General features: G+C 64.4%; 24 protein-coding genes. 15 read left to right on the top strand and 9 right to left on the bottom strand.

Annotated features, from left to right (window positions below; translation table 11 throughout):
* Window positions 1-109 precede the first annotated feature (109 nt).
* Window positions 110-1,216: a DNA polymerase III subunit beta gene (gene dnaN, locus J2W49_RS21155; RefSeq protein ID WP_310320837.1), complete on the top strand. Its 1,107-nt coding sequence runs from the start codon at window positions 110-112 to the stop codon at window positions 1,214-1,216.
* Between the two features lie 76 nt (window positions 1,217-1,292).
* Complete coding sequence (gene gyrB, locus J2W49_RS21150; protein ID WP_310320836.1) at window positions 1,293-3,920, top strand: DNA topoisomerase (ATP-hydrolyzing) subunit B; 2,628 nt, start codon at window positions 1,293-1,295, stop codon at window positions 3,918-3,920.
* 1,071 nt (window positions 3,921-4,991) lie between these two features.
* On the opposite strand, the gene J2W49_RS21145 is transcribed toward gyrB, so the two are convergent.
* Window positions 4,992-5,195, bottom strand: a complete 204-nt coding sequence (locus tag J2W49_RS21145) for a hypothetical protein (protein ID WP_310320835.1) — start codon at window positions 5,193-5,195, stop codon at window positions 4,992-4,994.
* 56 nt (window positions 5,196-5,251) lie between these two features.
* Here J2W49_RS21145 and J2W49_RS21140 point away from each other — a divergent pair, with 56 nt between their 5' ends.
* From J2W49_RS21140 to J2W49_RS21130, 3 genes are all read left to right on the top strand, one after another.
* Window positions 5,252-7,327 (top strand): beta propeller repeat protein, encoded by a 2,076-nt coding sequence (locus tag J2W49_RS21140; RefSeq protein WP_310320834.1) that lies wholly within the window; start codon window positions 5,252-5,254, stop codon window positions 7,325-7,327.
* A gap of 334 nt (window positions 7,328-7,661) precedes the next feature.
* Window positions 7,662-7,955: a helix-turn-helix domain-containing protein gene (locus tag J2W49_RS21135; RefSeq protein WP_310320833.1), complete on the top strand. Its 294-nt coding sequence runs from the start codon at window positions 7,662-7,664 to the stop codon at window positions 7,953-7,955.
* Window positions 7,939-9,189, top strand: coding sequence for a type II toxin-antitoxin system HipA family toxin (locus J2W49_RS21130; RefSeq protein ID WP_310320832.1), 1,251 nt, complete (start codon window positions 7,939-7,941; stop codon window positions 9,187-9,189). The genes J2W49_RS21135 and J2W49_RS21130 overlap by 17 nt, the downstream gene beginning before the upstream one ends.
* Window positions 9,190-9,329: 140 nt before the next feature.
* Here the strand turns inward: J2W49_RS21130 and J2W49_RS21125 are convergent, their stop codons facing one another.
* A complete protein-coding gene (locus J2W49_RS21125) occupies window positions 9,330-10,130 on the bottom strand; it encodes an NYN domain-containing protein (protein WP_310320831.1) in 801 nt (266 codons plus the stop codon).
* A 46-nt stretch (window positions 10,131-10,176) separates the two neighbouring features.
* Window positions 10,177-10,488, bottom strand: a complete 312-nt coding sequence (locus J2W49_RS21120; RefSeq protein ID WP_310320830.1) for an acylphosphatase — start codon at window positions 10,486-10,488, stop codon at window positions 10,177-10,179.
* Window positions 10,489-10,577: 89 nt separating this feature from the next.
* On the opposite strand from J2W49_RS21120, the gene J2W49_RS21115 reads away from it, so the two are divergent.
* From J2W49_RS21115 to J2W49_RS21105, 3 genes are all read left to right on the top strand, one after another.
* Window positions 10,578-11,168 (top strand): TetR/AcrR family transcriptional regulator, encoded by a 591-nt coding sequence (locus J2W49_RS21115; RefSeq protein WP_310320829.1) that lies wholly within the window; start codon window positions 10,578-10,580, stop codon window positions 11,166-11,168.
* Window positions 11,169-11,319: 151 nt separating this feature from the next.
* Window positions 11,320-12,705 carry an MATE family efflux transporter gene (locus J2W49_RS21110; protein WP_310320828.1) on the top strand — a complete coding sequence of 462 codons (1,386 nt, stop codon included), beginning with the start codon at window positions 11,320-11,322 and terminating at the stop codon, window positions 12,703-12,705.
* A gap of 48 nt (window positions 12,706-12,753) precedes the next feature.
* A complete protein-coding gene (locus tag J2W49_RS21105; protein ID WP_405001059.1) occupies window positions 12,754-13,170 on the top strand; it encodes a PaaI family thioesterase in 417 nt (138 codons plus the stop codon).
* 23 nt (window positions 13,171-13,193) lie between these two features.
* On the opposite strand, the gene J2W49_RS21100 is transcribed toward J2W49_RS21105, so the two are convergent.
* Window positions 13,194-13,628, bottom strand: a complete 435-nt coding sequence (locus J2W49_RS21100; protein ID WP_310320826.1) for a PACE efflux transporter — start codon at window positions 13,626-13,628, stop codon at window positions 13,194-13,196.
* Window positions 13,629-13,771: 143 nt separating this feature from the next.
* On the opposite strand from J2W49_RS21100, the gene J2W49_RS21095 reads away from it, so the two are divergent.
* Window positions 13,772-14,653 carry a LysR family transcriptional regulator gene (locus tag J2W49_RS21095; RefSeq protein WP_310320825.1) on the top strand — a complete coding sequence of 294 codons (882 nt, stop codon included), beginning with the start codon at window positions 13,772-13,774 and terminating at the stop codon, window positions 14,651-14,653.
* Window positions 14,654-14,801: 148 nt separating this feature from the next.
* Here J2W49_RS21095 and J2W49_RS21090 read toward each other — a convergent pair whose 3' ends face one another.
* From J2W49_RS21090 to J2W49_RS21080, 3 genes are all read right to left on the bottom strand, one after another.
* Window positions 14,802-17,090, bottom strand: coding sequence for a hypothetical protein (locus tag J2W49_RS21090; RefSeq protein ID WP_310320824.1), 2,289 nt, complete (start codon window positions 17,088-17,090; stop codon window positions 14,802-14,804).
* Window positions 17,091-17,318: 228 nt separating this feature from the next.
* Complete coding sequence (locus J2W49_RS21085; RefSeq protein ID WP_310320823.1) at window positions 17,319-17,738, bottom strand: hypothetical protein; 420 nt, start codon at window positions 17,736-17,738, stop codon at window positions 17,319-17,321.
* A 72-nt stretch (window positions 17,739-17,810) separates the two neighbouring features.
* Window positions 17,811-17,975: a DUF1328 domain-containing protein gene (locus J2W49_RS21080; protein ID WP_310320822.1), complete on the bottom strand. Its 165-nt coding sequence runs from the start codon at window positions 17,973-17,975 to the stop codon at window positions 17,811-17,813.
* A gap of 141 nt (window positions 17,976-18,116) precedes the next feature.
* On the opposite strand from J2W49_RS21080, the gene J2W49_RS21075 reads away from it, so the two are divergent.
* Window positions 18,117-19,601 (top strand): phospholipase D-like domain-containing protein, encoded by a 1,485-nt coding sequence (locus J2W49_RS21075; protein ID WP_310320821.1) that lies wholly within the window; start codon window positions 18,117-18,119, stop codon window positions 19,599-19,601.
* A gap of 356 nt (window positions 19,602-19,957) precedes the next feature.
* Here J2W49_RS21075 and J2W49_RS21070 read toward each other — a convergent pair whose 3' ends face one another.
* Window positions 19,958-20,593: a response regulator transcription factor gene (locus J2W49_RS21070; RefSeq protein ID WP_310320820.1), complete on the bottom strand. Its 636-nt coding sequence runs from the start codon at window positions 20,591-20,593 to the stop codon at window positions 19,958-19,960.
* 329 nt (window positions 20,594-20,922) lie between these two features.
* On the opposite strand from J2W49_RS21070, the gene J2W49_RS21065 reads away from it, so the two are divergent.
* The 5 genes from J2W49_RS21065 (at window position 20,923) to J2W49_RS21045 (ending at window position 24,186) form a co-directional block, all read left to right on the top strand.
* On the top strand, window positions 20,923-21,171 hold the full coding sequence (locus tag J2W49_RS21065; protein ID WP_310320819.1) for a CsbD family protein: 249 nt from the start codon (window positions 20,923-20,925) through the stop codon (window positions 21,169-21,171).
* Between the two features lie 128 nt (window positions 21,172-21,299).
* A complete protein-coding gene (locus J2W49_RS21060) occupies window positions 21,300-21,752 on the top strand; it encodes a BON domain-containing protein (protein ID WP_310320818.1) in 453 nt (150 codons plus the stop codon).
* Window positions 21,753-21,836: 84 nt separating this feature from the next.
* On the top strand, window positions 21,837-22,148 hold the full coding sequence (locus J2W49_RS21055) for a BON domain-containing protein (protein ID WP_310320817.1): 312 nt from the start codon (window positions 21,837-21,839) through the stop codon (window positions 22,146-22,148).
* Between the two features lie 190 nt (window positions 22,149-22,338).
* Complete coding sequence (locus J2W49_RS21050) at window positions 22,339-22,743, top strand: response regulator (RefSeq protein ID WP_310320816.1); 405 nt, start codon at window positions 22,339-22,341, stop codon at window positions 22,741-22,743.
* A 75-nt stretch (window positions 22,744-22,818) separates the two neighbouring features.
* The gene (locus J2W49_RS21045; protein WP_310320815.1) at window positions 22,819-24,186 is read left to right on the top strand and encodes a sensor histidine kinase; all 1,368 of its coding nucleotides are present in this window, start codon (window positions 22,819-22,821) and stop codon (window positions 24,184-24,186) included.
* Between the two features lie 38 nt (window positions 24,187-24,224).
* Here J2W49_RS21045 and J2W49_RS21040 read toward each other — a convergent pair whose 3' ends face one another.
* Window positions 24,225-25,535 carry an O-acetylhomoserine aminocarboxypropyltransferase/cysteine synthase family protein gene (locus tag J2W49_RS21040; protein ID WP_310320814.1) on the bottom strand — a complete coding sequence of 437 codons (1,311 nt, stop codon included), beginning with the start codon at window positions 25,533-25,535 and terminating at the stop codon, window positions 24,225-24,227.

Below are 25,535 nucleotides of genomic sequence, written 5' to 3'. Positions count from 1 at the left end.
AACCCTCGACAAAAAGGCGAAAATAGAGGGTGTTTTGCTTACACCGAGGTTCAGTCAGGCGAGGCAAGAGAACCCGGCCATCCGGCCACAAGCGACGAAAGAGTCTGAAATGATCGTTTTGAAATCGACCCAGGACAAGGTTCTGGCCGCGCTGCAATCGGTGGCCGGCATTGTGGAGCGGCGACACACGCTGCCCATCCTGGCCAACGTGCTGCTGCGCAAGACCGGCCCACAGCTGCAGCTGACCACCAGCGACCTGGAGATCCAGATCCGCACCACCGCAGAGCTGGAAGGCGACGAAGGCAATTTCGTCACCACCCTGGGCGCTCGCAAACTGATCGACATCCTGCGCACCATGCCGGGCGACCAGACCGTGAGTCTGGAGTCGAGTGCGGGCAAGCTCATCCTCAAAGGCGGCAAGAGCCGGTTCACGCTCCAGAGCATGCCGGCGGAGGACTTTCCCCTGGTGCAGGAATCGGCCAGCTTTGGTCCGGCTTTCAGCGTGCCGCAGAAAACACTCAAGAGCCTGCTGGGCCAAGTCTCATTTGCCATGGCGGTGCACGACATCCGCTATTACCTCAACGGCATTTTGTTCGTGGCCGAGGGCAAGCAGCTCAGCCTGGTGGCCACCGATGGTCACCGCCTGGCGTTTGCCTCCAGCACGCTGGACGTGGAAGTGCCCAAGCAGGAAGTGATCCTGCCGCGCAAGACCGTGCTGGAACTGCAGCGGCTGCTGAGCGACAAGGAAGGCGGGATCGAGATGCAGTTCGCGGCCAACCAGGCCAAGTTCAGCTTTGACGGCATGGAGTTCGTCACCAAGCTGGTCGAGGGCAAGTTCCCCGACTACAACCGCGTCATTCCGAAGAACCACAAGAACATCGTCACCCTGGGCCGTGCGCCTCTGCTGGCTTCGCTGCAGCGCACCGCCATCATGACGAGCGAGAAGTTCAAGGGCGTGCGCCTGAACATCGAACCCGGCGTGCTGCGCGTGGCCTCGAGCAACGCCGAGCAGGAAGAAGCTGTGGACGAGTTGGACGTCGACTACGGTGGCGACGCCATCGAGATCGGTTTCAACGTCACCTACCTGATCGACGCGCTGCAGAACATGTCGCAGGAAATGGTGCGCATCGAGCTTTCCGATGGCAACAGTTCGGCGCTGGTCACCAACCCCGACGACAACGCCTTCAAGTACGTTGTGATGCCCATGCGGATCTGATCCGCCCCTGTTCAGAGTCCCCAGACCAACCCGCTCAGAGCGGGTTTGGCGTTTTTAAGTGTCAGAGAAATCCACCATGTCCGAAGCGAATCAGCCCGCCAACCCCGGCTCCGAATCCGTCAACACCGGTGAAGCGGGCTCCGCCAGCTCCAACTTCCAGCCCACCATCGACGCCCACCAGGCCGGCGCCAGCGAAGGCTACGGCGAAGGCTCGATCCAGATCCTGGAAGGCCTGGAAGCGGTGCGCAAGCGCCCCGGCATGTACATCGGCGACACGTCAGACGGCACCGGTCTGCACCACCTGGTGTTTGAGGTGGTCGACAACTCCATCGACGAAGCGCTGGCCGGCCACTGCGACGACATCCTGGTGACCATCCACACCGACAACTCCATCAGCGTGGTCGACAACGGGCGCGGCATTCCCACCGGCGTGAAGATGGACGACAAGCACGAGCCCAAGCGCTCGGCCGCCGAGATCGCGCTGACCGAGCTGCACGCCGGCGGCAAGTTCAACCAGAACAGCTACAAGGTCTCAGGTGGCCTGCACGGCGTGGGCGTAAGCTGCGTGAACGCGCTGAGCCAATGGCTGCGCCTGACCGTGCGCCGCGAAGGCCATGTGCACCAGATCGAATTCGCGCGCGGCTTTGTGCAGAACCGTCTGCTGGAGAAGAACGCCGACGGCATCGAGATTTCGCCCATGCGCGTGACCGGCCCCACGGAGAAGCGCGGCACCGAAGTGCACTTCCTGCCTGACTACGACATCTTCCGCGAGAACGCCGACTTCCACTACGAAATCCTGAGCAAGCGCCTGCGCGAACTCAGCTTTCTGAACAACGGCGTGCGCATCCGTTTGAAAGACGAACGGTCCAACAAGGAAGACGACTTCTCCGGCGCCGGCGGCGTCAAGGGCTTTGTGGACTTCATCAACAAGGGCAAGACCGTTCTGCACCCCAACGTGTTCCACGCGCTGGGCGACCGCCAGAGCGATCAGGGCACCAACATCGGCGTGGAAGTGGCCATGCAGTGGAACAGCGGCTACAACGAGCAAGTGCTGTGCTTCACCAACAACATTCCGCAGCGCGACGGCGGCACCCACCTCACCGGCCTGCGAGCGGGCATGACACGCGTCATCAACAAGTACATCGAAGAAAACGAACTGGCCAAAAAGGCCAAGGTTGAAGTCACCGGTGACGACATGCGCGAAGGCCTGTGCTGTGTGTTGAGCGTGAAGGTGCCCGAGCCCAAGTTCAGCAGCCAGACCAAAGACAAGCTGGTGTCCAGCGAAGTGCGCGGCCCGGTGGAAGACATCGTGAGCCGCCTGCTCACCGACTACCTGCAGGAGCGCCCGAACGACGCCAAGATCATCTGCGGCAAGATCGTGGAAGCCGCGCGCGCCCGTGAGGCCGCACGCAAGGCCCGCGAGATGACGCGCCGCAAAGGCGTGCTCGATGGCATGGGCCTGCCCGGCAAATTGGCCGACTGCCAGGAAAAAGACCCCGCGCTGTGCGAGATCTACATCGTGGAGGGCGACTCCGCCGGTGGCTCAGCCAAGCAGGGCCGCGACCGCAAGTTCCAGGCGATCCTGCCGCTGCGCGGCAAGATCCTGAACGTGGAAAAAGCACGCTACGAGAAGCTGCTGACCAGCAACGAAATCCTCACGCTCATCACCGCCCTGGGCACCGGCATCGGCAAGGCCACGGGTGCGGGTGGCAGCACCGGGGTGGACGATTTCAACGTCGCCAAGCTGCGCTACCACCGCATCATCATCATGACCGACGCCGACGTGGACGGCGCCCACATCCGCACCCTGCTGCTGACCTTCTTTTACCGCCAGATGCCCGAGCTGGTGGAGCGGGGTTATATCTACATTGCCCAACCCCCGCTGTACAAGGTGAAGGCCGGCAAGGAAGAGCTCTACCTGAAAGACGCACCCGCGCTCGACGGTTTCCTGCTGCGCATTGCGCTCAAGGAAGCGAAAGTGTTCACTGGCGGCGCCACCGGCACCACGCTGGAAGGCGACACCCTGGGCGAACTGGCACGCAAGCACCAGGTGGCCGAGAGCGTGATTGCGCGCCTGTCCAACTTCATGGACGCCGAAGCCCTGCGCGCCATGGCCGACGGCGTGTCCATCAACCTCGACAGCGTGGAACAGGCCGAAGCCAGCGCCATTGCCCTGCAGACCAAGCTGCGCGAACTGACCACCACCGGCGTGCCCGCCGAAGTGGCCAGCGAGTTTGACGCCCGCAGCGACAAACCCATTCTGCGCATCAGCCGCCGCCACCACGGCAACATCAAGTCCAGCATCATCACGCAGGACTTTGTGCACGGCGCCGACTACGCCGCCCTGGCCACCGCAGCAGAAACCTTCCGCGGCCTACTGGGCGAAGGCGCCAAGGTGATGCGTGGCGAAGGCGACAAACAGAAGGAAGAAAAGGTGGTCGACTTCCGCGTGGCCATGCGCTGGCTCATCAGCGAAGCCGAACGCACCACCAGCCGCCAGCGCTACAAGGGTTTGGGCGAAATGAACCCCGCCCAACTCTGGGAAACCACCATGGATCCCACCGTGCGCCGCCTGCTGCGCGTGCAGATCGATGACGCGATCGAGGCGGACCGGGTGTTCACGATGCTGATGGGCGACGAGGTGGAGCCGCGCAGGGATTTCATTGAGACGAATGCGTTGAGGGCGGGGAATATCGACGTCTGATTGTGTCGGATGCCAGGGAAAGTGAAAACTTTGCCAAGTTAGTGAAAAACTACTGCCAGAGTTATTGCAAAAAACCGGCTGCGTCCCGCAGGTTCCTCAAGAGCCGGCACAGACTGGGCTATGGGAAATACCAGTAAAGTGGCCTAGATGGACCTGCAGATCCACAAGCGCCCTTCTTGATGCTCTTTGTTGCTAGGTCTGTCGTTGCCAAGGTGCTACTAGAGGCCCTGTGCCCAGCGATTGGATGGCAGTGAAAGGCTGACTGCGGCCGGTCAGGTTTTTGGGTCCCGATCACAGCCGCTGCGGGAACCTGCCATTCCTCGTCTGCCAAGCGACCGACCGTTGCACCTCCAGCAGCGGCCACTCAACAGCGGTGAGCCACACGAGGGGGCCGTGCGACTGCTACCCGCCGAGGCGACCGGCTCTTCGGGTTCCTAAGCTGCAGTCCACTTGTTTGGTTTGATCGGCCTGCTGATCGCAATCACATCTCACATTGCCGTGCGAACTGGTGTCTGCGGACTCAGAGCGCACGCATTAGTGGTTTGCCATTGGCATCCAACAAAGTAGGTGCATTGTCATTTGGTCTGGATGACGCTTCATGCAGCAGATGACTCGCTTGAATTCCCATCGAGGCAATTTCCGAATCCGAATACGAGCGAGGTGTTAATGCCAATGAGCCGCAATGCAGCTCGTCCGACGGCTTCCACCGTTCATCTGGATTTTGGTCCGAAGCCGTGACCGAGTACCGCTTTGGCCGATATTCTCCAGCTCCTTGAAATGCCTGAGTCCGCATTCTTGGCTGCGCGTCAAAGAATTCAAAGTCACTGCCCGTCGAGGAAATAATGAAGAAAAAACAACTCTTTCACGCAGCGCCGAGAAGCCTTCGCCCTTTGGTCGTCGGGCTGGCGCTGGCCTGTCTGGCAGGCGTTGCGGACCTGGCCCAGGCGCAAAGCGCCAACCGGCCACCGGCAGGTTACAAGTTCTGCGCTGCCGAAGACAAGCGCTGCAGCTTTACCGGCACGGCCCAGGTGATCTACGGTGCGCGCACCAGTTGGACGCGCCCACGCAACATCAGAGGGGCTGTGGCCTGCACCAATAAAGTTTTCGGCGATCCCTTGCGCAGGGTGAAAAAGGCCTGCTACGTGAAAACTGCTGCATCGCCTGCACCAGCACCCGCGCCTGCACCAGCACCCGCGCCTGCACCAGCACCCGCGCCTGCACCAGCACCCGCGCCTGCACCAGCACCAGCACCAGCACCAGCACCAGCACCGCCAAGCGAGCAGGCTCAGTCCTATCGCTGGGGCAATGTCGCGATCGGTGGCGGAGGGTTCGTGACAGCCGTGATCCCGAGCAAGACGCAGCGGAACCTGTTCTACGCGCGCACCGACGTTGGTGGCGCGTATCGCTGGGACAACGCCATGGGACGGTGGGTGCCCTTGCTCGACGGTCTGTCGGAAGACGACGTCGGTCTCATGGGAGTGGAATCGATGGCCCTGGACCCCAAAGACCCGGCCGTGGTCTACGTGCTCGCCGGGACCTCCTACTTCAGCAACGGGAAAACGGTGGTGATGCGGTCGGCCGACTACGGCGCCACCTTCGCGCGTACCACTGACGTCAGCGCACTGTTCCGTGTCCACGGCAACGGCATGGGGCGCGGCAACGGCGAGAAGATGCAGGTCGATCCCGGCAGCAGCAACGTGCTCTACGTCGGTTCTCGCAACAACGGCTTGTTCAAGAGCACCGACTCCGGTGCCAGCTTCGCGCGCGTGAACGCATTGCCCGTGACCGGCACACCCAACGAAGCCGGCATCAGCTTCGTGGTCCTCGATCCCGCCAGCGTGATCAACGGCGTTGCACAGCGCATCATCGTGGGCGTCTCGCGCTACGGCTCGGTCGGCACGAACCTCTACCGCAGCAACAACGCAGGTGCAAGCTTCAGCGCCGTGGCCAACGCGCCGGCCGGGTTGATCCCCCAGCGTGCTGCGCTGGCCAGTGACGGTAGCCTCTACATCACCTACGGCAATGGATCCGGCCCGCACGGAGACTCGAGGAGCCTGACCCTGCCCGAGCCGATGGACGCAGGCCAGGTGTGGAAGTACAGCGTCGCCAGTGGCGCCTGGACCAACGTCACGCCTGCGGGAATCACCGGGCCGTTCTCCGGCGTCACCACGGACCCGAACAACTCGCAGCGGGTGCTGGTGTCGACCGTCAACAACTGGCTGCAGCAGGGCAGCGGCTGGGGTGACCACTTCTTCGTCACGATCACCGGCGGGAGCACCTGGACCGACGTGGTGGCACGTGGCTTTGCCCTGGGCACCGGCGGGGTGAGCTGGGTGGGCGGCAACACCATCCACTGGGCGAACAGCATCGAGTTCGATCCGTTCGACCCCAAGGCCGCGTGGGTCACCTCCGGCAACGGTGTCTTCCGCACCGCCAACCTGGATGCAGTGCCGACGACCTGGACCTTTGCCGTCAGGGGCCTGGAGGAGACGGTGCCTCTCGATCTGGTGAGCGTGCCCGGAGGGCCGCTGCTGTCGGTGATCGGCGACTACGACGGGTTCCGCCACACCGACGTTTCCGCCTATGCGCCCATCCACACGCCGCGCATCGGCACCACCTCCGGGTTGGCGGTGGCGGCGGCCAACACCTCGGTCGTTGTGCGCGTCGGACGCGACAAGATGTATCGCTCGACCGACACGGGCGTCACCTGGACGCAGGTGCCGATGGCCCAGGCCACAACCACGAATGGTGCCGTCGCGTTGTCGGCGGACGGCAGCACGCTGCTGCACACGTTGACCGCTGGTGGTGTGTCGAGCACCTACCGCTCGACGAATTTTGCAAGCGCAGGCCCGACGTGGGGCGCTGTGTCCGCCCTGAGCGGACGCCCGGTTCGGCCGGCGGCCGATCCGGTGAGGGCGAACAAGTTCTATGCATACGATAGCGCCAGCGGCCAAGTGCTGACCAGCAGCGACGGCGGTTCAGGCTTCGCGGTCGCTACCACGTTGGCCGCCGGCGGCTCCACGAGGCTCGTTCCTGCCCCAGGCCGCGAGGGCGACCTGTGGGTGGCACTGAGGGACGGTGGCTTGGTGCGCTCCACCAACTCCGGTGCCTCTTTCAGCCGACTGTCCAACGTGACGTCTTGCAGTGCGGTGGGGTTTGGCAAGACGCTCGCTGGCGCGAGTTACCCCACGGTGTTCATCTGGGGCGCCGTAGATGGTGGCAAGCGGGGCCTCTACCGTTCTGTCGATGCCGGAGCGAGCTGGATCCGCATCAATGACGACGCGCACCAGTTCGGCGGCCCCGGGAACGGCCAGTTAGTGGTGGGCGACATGAATGCCGAAGGGGTGGTGTACATGAGCACGGTGGGACGGGGCATCGTCTACGGCGCTCCGGCAACCGCGCCTTAACTGAACCGCCTCAGGCCGGGGCGGTTTAGTCTGCCGAACTGCTCAGGCGTTGAGCACCGGGCTAAGCGTGGTCTGGACAGGAGATGTTGCGGGGACTCGGCTCGCAACGCAGAGCGACCGTTCCGCGCCGAAAAATGAGCCGTCACGTTTTTTTCACTTGTCTTAGCATGGATCCCGGCTTTTTTCACGATCTGTGTCACACGGGACTTGATCGCTGACAAGGTTGCTGAAAAACCTCTTGAAGATCAACGGGTCACTTTTCACTTTCCCTGTCACCCGACAGCTTGTAAGTTTTGGCTTGCAAATCGGCTATTTCAGGGCCAAAATGCAAGTCATGACTGACATCATCCGCCTTCCTGACCAGCTGGGCACCCAGTTGCGCCAGCAGCGCGAAGCGCTGGGGATGAGCAAATCCCAGCTGGCTGAGAAGGCCGGCAAGGTGCGCGAAGTGATCTACCGGCTTGAAGCCGGCGAAGACACCACCGTGTCGTCGCTGCTGGCGGTGGCGGGGGCACTCGGCCTGGCGCTGCGGCTGGAGCGGGCTGGCCTGCCGTCGGCTGAAGAGGTCGCCCGCCGGTTCCAACTGGACGACGAAGACGACGGCGATGGCGATGACGGCCCTCCCTGACAAGCTGCGCCAACTGCAGGTGGCCATTGGCGACAACGCGCAGGCCGGCCAGTTGCTCAAGGCATCCACCTACGAGTTTCGCTACCTCGACCCCGACCCGGCGCAACCCGCCGTCGCCTTGCTCATGCCCGCCGCTGAGCGTCTGACCTGGCAAGACGGCGACCTGTTCCCGCCCATGGACCAGAACCTGCCCGAGGGCGATCTGTTCATGAAGATCCGGCAGTTGTTCCCCAAGCAGCCGATGTCCCCCATGCACCTGCTGGCGCTGATCGGTCGCAACGGCATCGGGCGACTGGGCTACAGCCTGCCCGACCGGCCCCCTGCAGCCACTCCGCGGGTGCTGAGCAAAGCCGAGTTGCTGCAGACGCGCTACACGCCCGAGGTCTTCAACGACCTGATGGCGGCCTACCTCAGCACGGGCGCCGGCATTGCCGGCATGCAACCCAAGATCATGGTGCCCGACCAGCCCACCGTGCCCATCCCCTCGCTCATCGTGAAAGCGGCCAGCCCCGCCTACCCGGGCCTGGCGGCCAACGAATACCTGTGCCTGAGCGCCGCGCGCCGGGCCGGGATCGAGGTGCCCGGGTTTGATCTTTCCCACGACGGGCAGATGCTCATCCTCGACCGCTTCGATCTCGTGACCCACGCCGACGGCCGTATCGAACGCCTGGGCTTTGAGGACATTGCTGCGCTGGCCGGCCTGCGCGTGCGCGATGTGCTGTCGGACCGAAAGTACCAGGGCAGCTACCAGCGCGTGGCCGAGCTGCTGCGCCAGCTTCAGCTGCCCGCCCGCGAATTGCACCGTTTTTTTGAGCAGGTGGCCCTGTCGGTGATGGTGCACAACGGCGACGCCCACCTCAAGAATCTCGGTGTGCTTTACCGGTCTGCTGCAGACGTGTGGCTCTCGCCCTTGTTCGACGTGGTCACCACCAGCATCTACACCTACACGCAATACCCCGGCGGCCCAGAACTGACCGACCGCACGCTGGCACTGAAACTGTTCGCCGGCAAACACCACAACAAGGCCTACCCGACCCGGGAGGCGCTGATCGATTTCGGCCGTCGCATCTGCGGTGTGAGCCAGCCCGCGCGCACGCTGCAGACGATTGCCGAAGCGATGCGGACCACGCTGGAGGATGCAAGCGAGGATGAACGGGTGCCGGCTGGGCTGCTGGCGAAGTTGCGCATTGTGTGGGAAGGCGGCATGGCATACGCCGCTTCCTCTCCTGCGTAGCACTTCTGGGTCTGTACACCCTGAGTGCGACGATGCCAATCCCGAGTCATCAACTCGATTGCGTCGACCCTGTTGACACAATCGCTGTGGCTGAAGCCGCTTGGACAAGCTTCACCAGACGGCGGAGCTATCCGGTCTCATCATTGCGGGTTGCCTGCTGGGGCGCTCGACCCGCCCAAGACAAGATACCGTACCTGGTTGGGCTGCTTGGCGGGTTTGAGTTCAAAGTGGGTTGGGAAGCGCTTGAACACTTTGACGCTGGAGGCGCTCTTGCTCAGGAGCTTCTGGTCGTGCAGGGCCCTGGCCGCGTCTGAGATGGGCAGCCAATCGCCCGTGCGCAGTTTGGGGACGGCTTGCAGGACCATGTCTGTGGTGACCTTGTCGGCTGGCGTAGCAGGCGCGGCCTTTGCGGCGGTTTTCTTGGCCGCTGGTGCCTTCTTTGCTGGGGACTTTTTTGCGGATGCGGGTGCGGTAGCGGCCTTCTTGGGTGGGGGTGGGGTCTTCGCTGGAACTGCTTCAGCACGGGTATTGCGGCCCACGTAGATCACGCCGTCGTAGGCCTTGACGGCTTCGGGGGCCATCTTGCCGTACTCGGACGCGCACAGGACCTTGATGCCCCGCTCGCGCAAGCGCACGACCAGGGGCACAAAGTCCGCGTCGCCCGAACCGATGACCAGGGTTTGCGGCGCGGGTATCTGACAGGCCAGCTCCATGGCGTCCACCGCGAGTGCCATGTCGGTGGTGTTCTTGGTGAGGTAGACGTTGAGGTAGGGGCGGATGGCCCATTCGCGCAATGGTTCGGCCAGGCCTTTGAGGTTTTCCGCGCTGCCGTAGGCCCGCCGCACGGCGATCGGCCCCTCGTTGGATTCGATGGCTGCGATGGCTTCGTTGACCCAGGCGGGCGAGTTCAGGTTGTCTGCATCGATCAGGAAAACGATCATGTTGGCCTCCCTCAGGTGAGAGACGCATCTTATGCGGGAGCGCGCCCTACACCGTCTCCCGCTGTTCAAATCTGCCGAGCACCTCGCCAGCCTCAGTCTCGGTCACCGCCACACCCGCCACCTGGGCTGGCCCTGGACCGTGATGCGCCCACTCAATCAGTGCCTGCACCACGTTGGTCGATCCCTGGGCCACCGCTTCCACACTGCCATCAGTTCGGTTGCGCACCCAGCCAGTCACACCCAGCCGCTGCGCCTGTTGCGCCATGCTCCAGCGGTAGCCCACGCCTTGCACACGGCCCGTGATGCGCAGGTGGCGGGTGATGGGGTCGGACGTTGGGGGTAAATCGGGCGCGGTCATGGCACAGGAATAGTGGGAGGTCCAAACAGAGGGGGAGGGTACGTCATTCGTGAGTATGACGATCATCATATTTCTGCTACCATGCCGCGATGGAAACCGCCCCCGGCCGCAAGGCCCTGACCCACGAGCGTATTCTGGAAACGGCTGCACGCGCGATCCGACGTGCGGGGTTTCAGGGGGTGGGCGTGGCCGACATCATGAAAGAGGCTGGGCTGACGCATGGTGGGTTCTACGCGCACTTTGCCTCGCGTGATGCCTTGTTGGTGGAGGCGCTGGAACATGCCGGCAGGCAGAGTGCAGAGCGTCTGAACAAAGGGCAAACGATCCGTGAGGCGCGCGGTGCGAGCCCGTTCCGTGCGCTGGTGGAAGGCTATCTGTCGGATCGGCACCTGAGCGGCACGGAAGAGGGTTGTGCAGTGGCGGCATTGGTGTCGGAGATGCCGCGCCAGGCGCCTGAAGTGCGCGAGGCGGCTGCGCAGCGCGTGCGCAACCTGGTGGGCCGGGTGGCGCGCACGCTGCCCGCTGGCACGGCACCGGGTGCGGCCACGGCGGTGGCGTGCCAGATGGTGGGAGCCTTGCAGATGGCGCGTGCCCTGGGCCATACCGCCGAAGGCCGAGCCTTGCTGGCCGACAACCGGGCCGTACTGCTGGCGCAATACGACGCGCCTGAACCGGGCTGAATCGTGGTCTTCATCCGTCTGGCCAAAGAGGCCTCCTTTTTTTCGCCAAATATTATGACGATCATCATATTTAGGTCTTCGCCCAGCACGGAACCGATGCAGACGCCGCCGGGTTGTTACCGGCGCTGATCCCCCACGGGAGAACCCGACCATGAACACCACCCTGTCCATCGAAACCCCACCCGCGAACCCGGCGCGCGACCGCGTGCAGCAGATGCTGCATGCACCCTTGCTGCCCACGCTGCTGCGCCTGGCCACGCCGAACGTGATGGGCCTGTTCGCGATGACGATCGTGATCGGCTACGACGGCTACATCCTCGGGCTGTTGGGTGCGGAGGCGCTCGCTGGCATTGCGCTGGTGTTCCCGCTGTCGATGCTGATGCTGCAGATGTCGGCCGGTGGCATTGGCGGCGCCACCACCGCCGCCGTGGCGCGCGCGCTGGGCGCTGGCCGCGAGGAAGATGCGAACCGGCTGGCGCAGCAGGCCTTGCTGGTGGCGGCGCTGATGGCGGTGGTGTTCATGGTGGTCATGCTCGGGTTCGGGCGCGGCATCTTCAGTGGCATGGGCGGGCAGGGTGCTGCGTTGGAGGCGGCGCTGGCGTATTCGACCGTGCTGTTCGGTGGTGCGGCGGTGATCTGGTTCACCAATGTGCTGGCGGCGGTGGTGCGCGGCCTGGGCAACATGGTGCTGCCTTCGGCGCTGCTTTTTGGCACGGCCTTGTTGCACTTGGCGCTGTGCCCCTTGCTGGTGTTCGGCTGGGGGCCGGTGCCCGCGCTGGGGGTGGCCGGGGCGGCCATGAGCACGCTGTGCGTCAACGCGGCGGCCGCGCTGTGCTTGCTGGGTTACCTGTGGCGCACCTCTGGTGCGGTGCACCTGCGGCGCCTAGCGTGGCGGGTGCACCTGCCGATGCTGCGCGACCTGCTGCGTGTGGGGCTGCCCGCATCGATGAGCCCGGTGATCAGCAACACCTCGATCGCCGTGGCCACCGCCTTCGTGGGCAGCTACGGCACGGCAGCGCTGGCCGGCTTTGGCGTGGCGGCGCGGCTAGAGTACATCCTGGTGCCGATCGCGTTTGGTTTTGGCACGGCGCTTACTGCCATGGTGGCCACGAACATGGGCGCGGGGCAGTCGGCGCGCGCGGTGCGGGTGGCCTGGGTGGGTGGGGCGCTGGTGGCGGCGATCACCGGAACCATCGGGGTGGTCACGGCACTGGCGCCCGGGCTGTGGATGAACCTGTTTACCGACGCGCTGGATGTGCGCGCGTTCGGTGGTTTGTACCTGAACATCGTGGGTGCCTGCTACGCCTTCTTCGGCCTGGGACTGGCCCTGTTTTTTGCATCGCAAGGCGCGGCGCGTCTGTTCTGGCCACTCGCGGCCAGCGTGGGCCGGCTGCTGATTCTGGTGGTGGGTGGCTGGCTGTGTGTGCACGTGTTCCAGGCGCCGGCCCATGCGCTGTTTGCGGTGATTGCGCTCAGCTTTGTGGTGTACGGCAGCACGATTGCCCTTGCCATTCGCATGGGCAGCTGGACCCGCTGAGCACCTTCACCCACCCCATTTCAACCCTTTCACCCAATGGAGACCCACATGGACAACCTAGCCGAACAATTCAACCAACGCGGCGCCACCGCCTTGCCCGGCCACCTGGGCATGGTGGTCACGCATGTGGGCAAAGACGAGGTGCGTGCCGAACTTGAAGTGCGGCCCCACACCATGGCGCCCAACGGGTTCCTGCACGCGGGCAGCGTGGTCACGCTGGCCGACACCTGTTCGGGCTATGGCTGCGTGACCAACCTACCGGCGCAGGCGAACGGCTTCACCACCATCGAACTCAAGAGCAACCACCTGGGCACGGCGCGCGAAGGCACGATCGAATGCGTGGCGCGCCCGGTGCACCTGGGTCGCACCACACAGGTCTGGGACGCGGTGGTCTCGCACCGCGATACGGGCAAGACGATCGCGCTGTTTCGCTGCACGCAAATGGTGTTGTACCCGCCCGCCTGAGCCGGTCCGGACCAGGCTGGCGGTCAGTTGCCGGGCAAGGGCAGGGCCGATGCCGGCAGGCCGAACACCTTGTCAAACGCGAGGTTGAAGACGAAGGTGTAGACAAGGAAGAAGACGATCAGGCCCACGTCCAGCACCAGGGCTTGCCACAGCGAAATGTCGAACCACCAGGCGAACAGCGGCACCAGCGTGAACACCAGCCCGCCTTCAAAGCCGATGGCGTGTGCCACGCGGCGGCCCAGGCCGCGCCCGCGTTTGACCTGGCGGCTCTCCCAGCGCTCGAACAGGGTGTTGAAGACAAGGTTCCACACCACCGCGATCGCCGACGCGGCCACCGCCACCACGCTGGCGTGGCCCATGCTTCTGCCGAGCAGCACGGCCAGCGCGAGGCTGGAACACGCGATGGCGATGATTTCGTACAGCGTGACGTAGACGATTTTTCTTTTGATGCCTTGCATGGCGTTCGGTATCTGGTGTGCCGTGAATGTGCTGAAAGGGTGGACGCTGCGCGGGGATGGCGGGGCTCGTTGGGGGAGATGCTAGTGCGATCCTGCTGACGCTAAAAGTCAGTTACTTTCAGTTTTTCTGATATGTTGGCGGCATGGCCTTCTCCAGCGACAACGTGCGGGTGTTTCTTGCGGTGCTCGACAGCGGTTCGTTTTCCGCCGCTGCGCGCCAGCTGGGCCGGGTGCCGTCGGCGGTGAGCATGACGATTGCGCAACTGGAAGCCGAGCTGGACCTCACACTGTTTGACCGCAGCACGCGCGAGCCCCGCCCCACGGCTGTGGCCCGCGCGCTCGAACCGCAGGCGCGCCAGCTGGCACGGCAGCTGCGGCAGCTGCAGGCGCACGCTCAGCAGATGCACCAGGGGCTGGAGCAGCGTTTGACGCTGGCCATCGCACCCGAACTGCTCTCGGCCCCCTGGAGCCAGCCCCTGGCCGTGCTGGCGGCCGAATTTCCATCGTTGGATGTGGAGGTGCTGTCGGCCCCGCAGGCGGATGCACTGCGCATGCTGTACGCCGGCGAAGCGAACCTGGCGCTGGTGTTTGAACGCCCGGGCACCGACGAGCGGGAGTCGTTTCAGGAGGTGGGGCAGGAGATTCTGGTGGCGGTGATGTCGCCCAGCCACCCCGAAGCGCGCGGCCGCCAGAACCGCTGGCGGCTGGAAGACCTGGTCGACGTGCGGCAGATCGCCGTGGCCGGCCGCGACCGCCACGCCGCCGACCCGCGCGTGCTGGTGGCCCGCCAGATCTGGCGCACCGACAGCCACCTGGCCACGCTGAGCCTGGTGCAGGCCGGGCTGGGTTGGGCCTACCTGCCACAGCGCCTGGTGGAGCCCCTGGTGGCGTCCGGGCAGCTGGCGGAAGTGCGCTTCGGCAACATGAGCAACCAGCTGCGGCTGTGGGTGGACGTGGTGTGGCAGAACGATAGGCCGCTGGGGCTGGGGGCGAAGCGGTTTGTTGAACTGATGCAAGCTACGTGACCCCCCGCGCCGCAGGGTGTGAGTCCCCCCGCGCCGCCTTCGGCGTCACCCCCCAGGGGGCGATACGAGTGGCCCGGCCAAGCCGGTTCCACCGCATCAGTGGACACACCGCCTCGTTGCACCTCTTCGTGCAAAGGCCGCACTGGGTTCAGCGCACCACGACATACATCGTGGCAGGCGGAAACCGCAGCCGCAACGTGTCGCCCTCTCTCTTCACCGGCACGGCAGCCAAGGGCATGCCGTTCATGTCCAGCGCAGTGGCCCGTCGCAACCGGGGGTTGCGCAAGCTCACTTCAAGCTCGGGCTGCACCACCTTCCAGGGCGCGCCGCCGAAAGACTCGATTTCCCAGCCGGGTGCGGTGCCGCCGCCTTCCAGCGTGAGGGTGACCGGCTTGTCGCGCCAGCCGGTGGGGCGGCTTTGGGTGGCGTACTGCAGGAGCACCGAGCGGGATTGGTTCAGTGGCTTGTCGTCCAGCGACACGGCCATGACGGCACCGAAGCGGTTGCCTGAGCGCACACCCAGCGTGCTCAGCTGGTGCTGGGGTGCGCGCTGGAAGTGGGCCGCCACGCCTTGGGTCCGGGGTGTGTCGACCGTGGCCACGCCCAGGCGGTGATCGAGCACGATCTCGCCGGTGTTGGCCCGGATGCGGTCCTTGTCGGTCCACGCAGCCAGATCGGCAGCATAGGTGGCGGACACCGGGTCGGCCCCCAGGCGCACCTGCACCGGCCCGGCGAGAAAGGCATCTGGCGAGATTGCAGAGCGGATGGTCTTCCCGTTGCGCGCACCATCGCCGGTGTCGCGATTCGGGTCGAAGCTGGCGCCTTCAAAAATGCGGGGGCTCTGTCGCTGCCACAAGGATGACAACGTGCGCTGCTCCAGCAGCACCGGCTGGCCGGTGCGGATGTCGCCCCGGCGATAGGCCAGTGCCGCTGCGGGAAAACTCCCCAGTGTCTCCGGCGTGGCGTAGGTCCACTTTTGCTGCGACGGCAGGTAGCCGTTGGCCGAATGCGGCGGTGCCCAGCCGTCGTGATCGGTGGCGAACCAGTGGTAGGCGGCCACGCCGCTGAGCGAGGTGTAGGCGGCGACCAGGAAGGGCCCTTCGGCCCCGTGCGTGTTGGGCAGCACCCACGCGCTTTCCGTGACCATGATGGGGCGGCCCTGGGTCTGCTTGAGGTTGACGGGCAGCCGGTGCGGTTGCAGGAGCGCGCTGTCGCTGGTGAAGCGGTCGCCTTGTGAAATGGCCCAGCCGTTGTTCTCGCCCTGGTGCACACCGCCAAAGTAGTGGTTGACGGCATCCACATCGCCCGGCAGGTAGCTCCAGCGTTCCACATCGCCCAGCCGCTCGGCGCTGGCGGTCTTCCAGTTGCCAGCGTTGATGAGCGATTTCAGGCCCAGTTCCTGGCGCAGGTAGTCGACCATCTCGCGGTTGAAGTCGTGCATGGTGCGGGCGTAGAACTCGGTCTGATCGGCCATGCGCTGGCCGGCTCCACCTTGGGGAGGCGGCTGCGTGAGCTGCCAGATGTCGATCAATGCCAAGCGACCAGCAGCGGGCTGATCACCCTTGACGGGACTGTGGCCCCACGCATTCCACGCTGCGTCCAGCGAACCGTATTTGGTTCGCACGAAGTTGGCAAACCGCCGCTCCAGCGCTTCGCGTTGCGGCCCCTGGATGGCGTTGACGGTCCAGAACAGCAGGCTGTCTTCGTTCTGCAGCTGGAACACCGCCAGGCTGGGGTCTTGCGCCAACGACAGCCCGGTGTAGGGGTTCTTCTCAAGCAGCAGCTTTTTCAGCCAGACCTTGTAGGCCGCCTGAAGGGTTTCGTCGAAAAACAGCAGGCCCAGCGCCGACTGTTTGTTGCCGCCGGCAATGCCCCAGTTCTTGGCGAACTTCATGGGCACACCCCAGTATGGTGACAGCGTGGTGTAGATGCCCTGCTTGCGCATGGCCGCCACCATGCGCCAGATGGCGTCGCGCTCGGCCTCGTTGATGTCGGTCAGCGCGGCATCGGGGTGGGTTGTCAGGTTGGGGCTGATCTGGCGGTGCTGGCGCACCATGTTCACGCCCCGCTTGGCCAGAAAGCGTGCGTGGTGGGCCAGGTCGTTGAGACCCTGTGGCCACAGCGGGCCACGCGGCCATTGCGACTCGTGGCCCACACTGCTGTTGACAGCCCAGAAACGCACCGGCTGGCCGTTGCCGAGCACAAAACGCCCTTGTTGATTCACCTGCACGAAGCCGGCCTGGCCAGCCACCGGTTCGTTCAGGTAGCGCAAGTCCAGCAACGCACCGGCCTGGAAGCGGTCCCGTTCGGGGGTGAACGTCCAGGTGGACGGCGGAACCTCCTGGGCATGGGCCGCGACCGCCAACAGAAGCGCCCAGGCGGCTCCGCCAGTCCGCCACGAACAGGTGCGAAAAGGACGGATGCGGTTGATTTTCATCGAAGGGGCTTCTGTGCCTGCTCGCCGTGCCCCTTCGGCGTTCAATATGGGGCCGGCGTTCGCGGCCAGTATCTCACCCGCATCGTGACGTGTCTTCCTCTGAACGAGCGTTCAGGGGCACAAAAAAGGAGGCACTGTGTGCCTCCGAACCCTGGAGAGGAGGGGAGATCAAGCGCTGTCTGCGCACCACCTGATTTTCACGGCAGGGTGCTTGCGCAGACACGGACCTCAACGTGCGCCAGCGCTGTGGGCACGCTCGTGGCGCGCACGCCCCAGCCAGCCCACGAGCAGTGCCGCCACTGCACCCACGCCGGCAGCAATGGCCACGGCTTTCACGGGCTCGTCCTTGATATAGCCCACGGTCTGGTCACCAGCGCGGATGGCCTGCTCGCGGACCGCCTCTTTCGCGCGGCGTGCGCGTTCCAGGCCTTCTTTGGAAAGGGCTTCGCATTTTTCTGCGGCACGCGAGAGGGCGGAAGGCACTTCTTCCTGCATGGCCTCGAAACCTTCGCGCAGTGATCTGGTGGCATCGGCGGTGGCGCGGCGTGTCGCTGCCAGGGTCTGGTCGGCCTCGCGGGCGGCGCGCTCCGATAGGTCGCTGGCGGTATTGATGGCTTTGTGGGTAAGAGATTCGGTGTTTTTGAACATGGCTGCTTGGCTCCTGAAAGTGGAAGGGTGGAAGGGTGAAGATGGGCGGAAAAACAATCTAGGGGGCGTTCGCTAGCGTCTGCGGGTCAAACCGAACAGGAACGAAATGATGGCCATGACGAGAAACACGCCAAAGAGGATCTTGGCGATACCTGCGGCGCCAGCGGCGATGCCACCAAAACCAAGCACGGCAGCGATCAGGGCTATCACGAGGAAGACGACGGCGTAGTGCAGCATTGTTGAACTCCTGATGGGGGCCCCGCGTTGCCGCTGGGCTGATGTTTCGCAACGACCACCGTTGCAATGACTCCACTCTAGGCAAGCAAAGGCGCCGTGAATGCAAGTCAAGGCCGCGTGGAGGCGTAGGATTGCGCCGACATGACCTCCCACCCGGTTTCGGAACCCCCCGCATCGGCAGCCCTGCCCGTTCAAGGGGTTTTCGTCATTCCACGCAGGGCGCCCTGGTCGGGCGAGCGGCGCCTGCGCGCAACCGGCTGGCTATGGGCGTGCCTGGGGTTGATGGTTTCGGCCTGTTCCAGCCTGCCGCCACGCACAGCGTCGCTGCCGCAGGGCCACACCGGTCAGGTGAGTGTGCGGGGGGCCGCAGGCACGGTGTCGGGTCTGGCCGAACGCAGCACGCTGCGGCGTCTGGCCAATGAAGGCCAGGGCGATTTGCTGGCACACCATCTGCAGACCTTGAGCGCCAGCGGCGACACGGATCTGATCCGGGGCAACCGCACGCGCCTGCTGGTCGATGGCCCCGCCACGTTTGAGGCCATGAAGGCGGCGATCGTGCAGGCAAGGGGCCGGATTCTTCTGGAGAGCTACATCGTGGAAGACAGCGGTGTGGCCGCAGAGGTCGCCGAGCTGCTGTTGATCAAGGCGGCCGAAGGCGTGAAGGTATCGCTGATCTACGACGCGGTGGGTTCCATCACCACGCCACTGACCTTCTTTGAGCGACTGGAGAAGGGCGGTGTCTCGGTGTGCACCTTCAATCCACTGAACCCGATCCGGCGACCGGGATACTGGGGCATCACGCACCGCGACCACCGCAAGCTGCTGGTGGTCGATGAGGACACCGCCTTCACAGGTGGCATCAACATCAGCCGCGTGTACGGATCGAGCTCGCTCATCCGGCGCCGTGGGGCGCCACCCATGGGCGCTCAGGACGACCACTGGCGCGACACCCAGATTGAACTGCAGGGGCCGGTGGTGCCGGTGCTGGCACAGGTGTTTGAAGCCACCTGGCTGGAGCAGGGTTGCGAAGGCGCGCTGGGCACGCCCGCCCCCCGGCGGGGCGCAGCCGAGCCGGGCAAGCGGGTGGTGAAGGTGCTGGCCAGCGATCCCCGCCAGCGCGAAAATCGGATCTACAGCGCCCTGCTGGCGGCGATCGACGCGGCGCAAGTCAATGTGCGCCTGACCATGGCCTACTTCGCGCCCGGAACGGATTTTGTACAGGCGCTGATCGACGCGGCCCGGCGTGGTGTGGTGGTGGAACTGGTGCTGCCGGGACGCAGCGATTCTTCACTGGTGCTGCATGCCGGTCGCTCCTACTACACCGACTTGCTGGAGGCCGGCGTGCGCATCCACGAGATGCAGCACGCCATCATGCACGCCAAGACAGCGGTCATCGACGGCGTGTTCTCCACCGTGGGCTCCAGCAACCTGGACTGGCTGAGTTTCGTCACCAACAACGAGCTCAACGTGATCGTGCTGGGTGAGGATTTTGGCGCCGAGATGAACGCCCTGTTCGAAAAAGACCGGGCAGAGTCGGAACCAGTCACACTGGAAGCCTGGCGCCAGCGCCCACTGCACCTCCGCATGATGGAAGGCGTTGGGCGCTTGATCGAACGCTGGTTATAGCTGGAGGCACCCCCCTGCGCCGCTGACGCAGCTTCCCCCCTCTCTGGCGCGCCTTCGGCGCTTGGAGGGGGACGCACCCAGTGGCCCGGCAAAGCCGGTTCCACGGGTGCCCTGGATGGGGCATTTCGCTCCGGAAAGTTTTCGGTATTCCCCTCTGTGCCGCTTCGCGCCTTGGCAAAGCTTCCCCTCGTTGGCTGAGCTGTTCTGGTCGGTGCTGAACTCACGCGCAGCGAACGAGGGGAAGCCCGGACCAGGGGCACCGTGGAACTGGCTTTGCCAGGCCACGGGTGCCGTCCCCCTCCAAGCGCCAACGGCGCGCCAGAGAGGGGGAAGCCGTGTCAGCGGCGCAGGGGGTGTTACTGAATGAGTCCGTTCTTGACCGCGTAATAGGTGAGATCGCTGTTGCTGTTCAGCTTGAGCTTCTGCATCACGCGGGTGCGGTAGGTGCTCACGGTCTTGACGCTGAGGAACATGGCTTCGGCCATCGCACCAATGGTCTCTCCCTGGGCGAGGCGCAGGAACACCTGCATTTCGCGTTCCGACAGTTGTTCGTGCAGGGGGCGGTCTTCCCCGCCTCCCAGCGCGCTGTCGGCGAGCAGCTCGGCCACGGCCGGGCTGATGTAGCGGCGCCCGCGTGCGACCACCCGGATGGCTTCCACGATCTCTTCGGGCGGGCACTCCTTGTTCAGATAACCGCTGGCGCCAAAGCGCAACAGGGTGGTGGCGTACTGGGCTTCCGGAAAGCCGCTGAGAATGAGCACGGCCAGGTCGGGATAGCGAGCCTTAATGGCCTGCAGCGCGTCCACACCGCCGTGTTCGGGCATGGAGATGTCCATCAGCAGCACGTCCACCTCGGCTTCGCGCACCAGCTCCAAGGCCTCACGACCATCGTTGGCTTCTCCCACGACGCGCAGGTCCACGTGTTCGGAAAGAAACTGGCGCAAGCCGGTGCGAACGATGGCGTGGTCGTCGACGATGCCTACTTTGATCATGGGACTCTCGGTGAATGGGATGCCGAAAATCTAACAGGCCTTCGATAGACCATCTACGGAATACCTTCGAAGGACCCGGGGTCGTCGGGTGATCGAATTGTCGCCGCAGGCCGGGCGACGGCAAAGCCTCCAGCCGTTCCTCCCCCTCGCTTCCACGTCGACGCTCTCTTCGCATCGGCGTTGTCCTACAACGAGCCTGCCGATTGACCGACAGCTGCACAACCGCACCCCACCTAAAGTTCATTCACGGCAACGCGCTGCAAACGGCGCAGGCCGGGGTTGATATATCCAACGACCCACAACTCTCACCCTCATTCAAGGAGAAGCATATGAACTGGGATCGAGTCAAAGGCAACTGGAAACAAGCCAAAGGCAAAGTCAAGGAGCAGTGGGGCAAGCTCACTGACGATGACTTCGACGTGGTGGCCGGCCGCCGCGAACAGCTCGCCGGCAAGATCCAGGAGCGCTACGGTTGCGCCAAGGACGAAGCCGAGCGTCAAGTCACCGAATGGGAGCGCAAGCTGGGTGACGACTGGCTGGATCAGCCAAGCGCCACTCGCCCCATGGACAGGGTTTGAGCCTGAACGATGTCTGTGTCGGCGATGTCCGACGCGGCCACGTCTTGCGGTCTGACCGACAAGCTTTTCCCACACGCATATTGTTGAATCACCCGTCGGAGTCCCGGCGGAAATCAAAGGAAACCATCATGAAATACGCCAAACGCTACACCGCTCTGATCGCTGCCGCTGCAGCCACTGCCCTGATGGCCGCATGTGGCCAGAAGGACGACACCGTTGGTCAAGTGGATCAGGCGCCGATGACATCGGCCCCGGCCCCGGCTACCACAGCCGAGTCGACGCTCAACCAGCCCGTGGCCCCCGCACAGGAAGGCATGAACAACCAGGACAACCGAGGCGCTGGTGAAGCCATTGCCGAAGGCGCGAACGACATGGCCATCACCGCCAAGGTGCAGGCTGCGCTCGCCGCAGATGGTGCGCTCAGCGTAATGGACATCGACGTGGACACCGAAGCAGGCCGTGTTGAGCTGACCGGCGCAGCACCCGATGAAAACGCCCGTGAGCGCGCAACGAGCCTGGTGACCGCCGTTGACGGCGTGGTGGCTGTTGATAACCGGCTGGTTGTGAAAAAGGACAGCTAAGCAGCGCCCTGACGTTTGACGCTTTACAGGGGGATGGCCGCCAGTGGCGCCGCCATCCACCCTCCTGACTTTCTGGAGGAAATCATGAAAATTGCTCATGCCGTATTGGCTGTTGCAGCCGCTTTTTCTGTTGTTCAGCTCACAGGTTGTGCCGTGGCGCGCGATCAGCAAACAGTGGGGTCGTTTGTCGATGACGCCACCATCACCACGCGGGTGAAAGCCAGCTTTGCCAAAGACCCGACGGTCAGCGCACTGGCGATCAAGGTGGAATCCCTCAACGGCACGGTGCAGCTCTCAGGTTTCGCGAAGACGAGCGTGGAACGCTCTCATGCCGAAACCCTGGCCAGGTCCACACCGGGCGTGAAGTCGGTTCGCAACGACATCATCGTTCAGTAAACCTGAAGAGGCCGTCCTTTCGCAAGGTCGGCCTCAGTCTGTAGGCCACGTCCTACAGACAACCTGTCGCCAATGAAACAAAATATTGCCGAGCGCTTGGTGACTGACCTGCACCCTGGCGGCTGGCAACACCCACTCAGGTCGAGGAGGTCGGCCACCTCAGGCCGGACCATCGCTTCAAGCATCGACCATGTCCACTCTGAAAACCTTCATCGTCGAGGACAACCCACTCATCTATGAGAACCTCGTGTCCACGCTGGAAGAACTCACCAGCGTCGAAGTGGTGGGGAGTGCGGCGGATGAGGCCAGCGCGGTGCAGTGGCTGCGCGAGGAAGGCAATCAGGTAGACCTGCTGATCATCGACATCTTTCTTCTCAACGGTTCCGGCCTTGGGGTGCTGCAGGCGGCGAAGGACGATGACCTGGCGGTGCGCCGTGTGGTTCTGACCAACTACGCCTCTGCCGACATCAGGCGCCGGTGCGCGGCGCTGGGTGCCGACCGGGTGTTCGACAAATCGTGCGAGCTGGACGAGTTGATCGCCTATTGCGCCCATGTGGCCGATGGCACGACCACCGCGCCTGGTGCCCTGGGCTGAAGGGGTGAGAGGCCACCGGTTTTTCTTTCTTGTGCGAGCTGGCTGGCTCAGCAACAGCCCTGGCCACACGAATCCATGATCAAGTCGTCCATTGAACGCGTGGTGCGCACGCGTTACGTGATGCCGGTGGTGGTGGCTCTGGCCGTGATCACCGTGGCGGTGAACGAAAGCACCTACCAGCATTCGCATGCCACGCTGGAACGCGGCATTTCCCTGACCGACGCCCACCTGAAAGCCGCCAACACCCTGCAGGCCCTGACCGACGCCGAGACCGCGGCGCGGGCTTACCTGCTCAACGGCAACGCGACCGATCTGGATGCCTACCGCAACTCGCTGGCCGAGCTTGACGAGGTGCAGCGCGGCGCCTTCCAGCTCATTGCCAGCGTGGACCCGCAGCGCATTGTTTCGGTGGAAGCCGTGCGCACCCGCATTGCCGACCGGGTCGCCGAAATGAACGAGTGGGTGGCCGCCGTCGGAGAAGGCCAGCGGGTGCGCGCACGTACGCTGGCCAGCAGCGATCGCGGGCGCGCCGACCTCGCCGAACTGCGGCAGGATTTTGATGCGGTGCTCGAACGCGCAGAAGCGGTGCAGAACACCGCCCGCGCCTCGCTCTTCGACGCCATTCTGCTCAACCGACTCGCCTTGCATCTGGCGGTGGTGGTCTCGTTGGTGGCACTGGGCCTGTTCCTGCGTCAGCTGCGCGAGATCGACGAGCAGAAGGCCCGCGAAAGCGAATACCTGGCCCACCAGATCGCACTGCGCACCGCCGAGCTGCGCGAACTGGCCGGCTACCTGGTCAACACACGTGAAGACGAAAGAAGTCGCTTGGCGCGTGAGCTGCACGACGAGATGGGCGGTCTGCTCACCGCCATGAAGCTTGAACTCGCGCGCCTGCGACGGGTGCCCGACGTGCCCGCCGTGGCCCTGGAACGGGCCAGCGGCATTGAACAGAGGCTCAATGAGAGCATTGCGGTGAAGCGGCGCATCGTCGAGAACCTGAGGCCGTCATCCCTGGACCAGCTGGGCCTGGTGGCGGCGCTGGAGGTGCTGTGCGAGGACGCAGCGACTTCACTGAACATTCCCGTGGACCACACCCTGTCGGCAGTGTCGCTGGACAAGGAGTCCGAGCTCACCGTGTACCGGCTGGTGCAGGAATCGCTGACCAACATCAGCAAGTACGCCCGCGCCCGCCATGTGTGGGTGACGCTGGAGCAACGCGACAACCGGGCGGTGGTGACGGTGCGCGACGACGGCAAGGGCTTCGAGGTGAACGACGTGGGTGCCGGCCACCACGGCCTCACCGGCATGCGGGTGCGCGTGGAGGCGCATGCAGGGCGGCTCACCATTGCCAGCAGCCCTGGGCAGGGCACGCGCATCAGCGCCGAACTGCCGCTGCGGACAAAACCGGCGGCGCCTCAGCACACGACCCCCGTCACCGCCTGAACCCCAGTGGTTCACCTCCGATCGCCACATGGCGGCGATCAACCCGTTGCGTGGCGGTCAACGGCTTTTGAAAGCGCCTGGTCGATGTCCCAGAGGATGTCGTCGATGTGCTCCAGCCCCACCGAGATGCGAACCATGTCGGGCAGCACACCGGCGGCGATCTGCTGCTCGGCATCGAGCTGGCGGTGGGTGGTGCTGGCGGGGTGGCTGATCAGGGTGCGCGTGTCGCCAATGTTGACCAGGTGGCTCATGAACTGGGCGCTTTCAATGAAGCGCACACCGGCCTCCATGCCACCCTGTCCACCCGCCTTCACCCCAAAGGCCAGCAGCCCGGAGGCACCGCGCATCTGGCGTTTCATCAGTTCGTGCTGCGGGTGGTCGGGCAGACCGGGATAGTTGACCCAGCTCACGCGCGGATCGTCCTGCAGGTAGCGGGCCACGGCCAGTGCGTTGCTGCAGTGGCGCTCCATGCGCAGCGGCAAGGTTTCCACGCCCTGCAGGATCTGCCAGGCGCTGGTGGGTGCCAGCGCCGCGCCGAACACGCGCAGGCCTTCCATGCGGCAGCGCATGGTGAAACCGAAGTTGCCAAAGGTCTCGTAGAACTTCACGCCGTGGTAGCCGGGCGAGGGCTCGGTCATGCCTGGAAACTTGCCGTTGTCCCATGGGAAGTTGCCGCCTTCGACCACCACGCCCCCCAGCGTGGTTCCGTGACCCGCCAGGTACTTGGTGGCGCTGTGGATGACGATGTCGGCGCCCAGGGCCACCGGGTTGCACAGGAAGGGGCTGGGCACGGTGTTGTCCACGATCAGCGGCAGGCCGTGGGCGTGGGCCACCTCGGCGATGGCGGCGATGTCGAGCACCACCATGCTGGGATTGCCCAGGGTTTCGGCGTAGATGGCGCGCGTGTTCGGTTCGATGGCGGCGGCGAAAGCGTCGGGACTCGTGGCGTCCACGAAGGTGGTGGTGATGCCGAACTTGCGCAGGTTCACCGCCAGCATGGTCACACTGCCGCCGTACAGCGCACCGGCCGCCACCACATGGTCTCCCGCCTGCAGCAAGGTGGTGAGGGCCAGCGTTTCGGCCGCCATGCCGCTGGCACAGGCCACGGCAGCACGCGCACCCTCCAGTGCAGCCACGCGCTCTTCCAGCGCGGCCACGGTGGGGTTGGAGAGGCGCGAATACACATTGCCAAAGGTTTGCAAATTGAACAGGCTGGCGGCGTGGTCAGCGCTGTCGAACACGAAGCTAGTGGTCTGGTAGATGGGCAGGGCGCGGGCGCCAGTGGCCGCGTCGGGAATCTGCCCGGCGTGAATGGCCAGGGTTTCTGGCTGGAAGTTGCGGTCGGCCAT

Source organism: Hydrogenophaga palleronii (assembly GCF_031457455.1).
Lineage (GTDB): Bacteria > Pseudomonadota > Gammaproteobacteria > Burkholderiales > Burkholderiaceae_C > Hydrogenophaga > Hydrogenophaga palleronii_A.
This window is presented reverse-complemented; position numbering and strand designations above follow the sequence as displayed.

What these genes read in the sequence shown, in the direction of transcription:
- dnaN (WP_310320837.1), top strand. Translation starts at nt 110, where the DNA reads ATGATCGTTTTGAAATCGACCCAGGACAAGGTTCTGGCCGCGCTGCAA.
- gyrB (WP_310320836.1), top strand. Translation starts at nt 1,293, where the DNA reads ATGTCCGAAGCGAATCAGCCCGCCAACCCCGGCTCCGAATCCGTCAAC.
- J2W49_RS21135 (WP_310320833.1), top strand. Translation starts at nt 7,662, where the DNA reads ATGACTGACATCATCCGCCTTCCTGACCAGCTGGGCACCCAGTTGCGC.
- J2W49_RS21130 (WP_310320832.1), top strand. Translation starts at nt 7,939, where the DNA reads ATGACGGCCCTCCCTGACAAGCTGCGCCAACTGCAGGTGGCCATTGGC.
- J2W49_RS21125 (WP_310320831.1), bottom strand. Translation starts at nt 10,130, where the DNA reads ATGATCGTTTTCCTGATCGATGCAGACAACCTGAACTCGCCCGCCTGG.
- J2W49_RS21120 (WP_310320830.1), bottom strand. Translation starts at nt 10,488, where the DNA reads ATGACCGCGCCCGATTTACCCCCAACGTCCGACCCCATCACCCGCCAC.
- J2W49_RS21115 (WP_310320829.1), top strand. Translation starts at nt 10,578, where the DNA reads ATGGAAACCGCCCCCGGCCGCAAGGCCCTGACCCACGAGCGTATTCTG.
- J2W49_RS21110 (WP_310320828.1), top strand. Translation starts at nt 11,320, where the DNA reads ATGAACACCACCCTGTCCATCGAAACCCCACCCGCGAACCCGGCGCGC.
- J2W49_RS21105 (WP_405001059.1), top strand. Translation starts at nt 12,754, where the DNA reads ATGGACAACCTAGCCGAACAATTCAACCAACGCGGCGCCACCGCCTTG.
- J2W49_RS21100 (WP_310320826.1), bottom strand. Translation starts at nt 13,628, where the DNA reads ATGCAAGGCATCAAAAGAAAAATCGTCTACGTCACGCTGTACGAAATC.
- J2W49_RS21095 (WP_310320825.1), top strand. Translation starts at nt 13,772, where the DNA reads ATGGCCTTCTCCAGCGACAACGTGCGGGTGTTTCTTGCGGTGCTCGAC.
- J2W49_RS21090 (WP_310320824.1), bottom strand. Translation starts at nt 17,090, where the DNA reads ATGAAAATCAACCGCATCCGTCCTTTTCGCACCTGTTCGTGGCGGACT.
- J2W49_RS21085 (WP_310320823.1), bottom strand. Translation starts at nt 17,738, where the DNA reads ATGTTCAAAAACACCGAATCTCTTACCCACAAAGCCATCAATACCGCC.
- J2W49_RS21080 (WP_310320822.1), bottom strand. Translation starts at nt 17,975, where the DNA reads ATGCTGCACTACGCCGTCGTCTTCCTCGTGATAGCCCTGATCGCTGCC.
- J2W49_RS21075 (WP_310320821.1), top strand. Translation starts at nt 18,117, where the DNA reads ATGACCTCCCACCCGGTTTCGGAACCCCCCGCATCGGCAGCCCTGCCC.
- J2W49_RS21070 (WP_310320820.1), bottom strand. Translation starts at nt 20,593, where the DNA reads ATGATCAAAGTAGGCATCGTCGACGACCACGCCATCGTTCGCACCGGC.
- J2W49_RS21065 (WP_310320819.1), top strand. Translation starts at nt 20,923, where the DNA reads ATGAACTGGGATCGAGTCAAAGGCAACTGGAAACAAGCCAAAGGCAAA.
- J2W49_RS21060 (WP_310320818.1), top strand. Translation starts at nt 21,300, where the DNA reads ATGAAATACGCCAAACGCTACACCGCTCTGATCGCTGCCGCTGCAGCC.
- J2W49_RS21055 (WP_310320817.1), top strand. Translation starts at nt 21,837, where the DNA reads ATGAAAATTGCTCATGCCGTATTGGCTGTTGCAGCCGCTTTTTCTGTT.
- J2W49_RS21050 (WP_310320816.1), top strand. Translation starts at nt 22,339, where the DNA reads ATGTCCACTCTGAAAACCTTCATCGTCGAGGACAACCCACTCATCTAT.
- J2W49_RS21045 (WP_310320815.1), top strand. Translation starts at nt 22,819, where the DNA reads ATGATCAAGTCGTCCATTGAACGCGTGGTGCGCACGCGTTACGTGATG.
- J2W49_RS21040 (WP_310320814.1), bottom strand. Translation starts at nt 25,535, where the DNA reads ATGGCCGACCGCAACTTCCAGCCAGAAACCCTGGCCATTCACGCCGGG.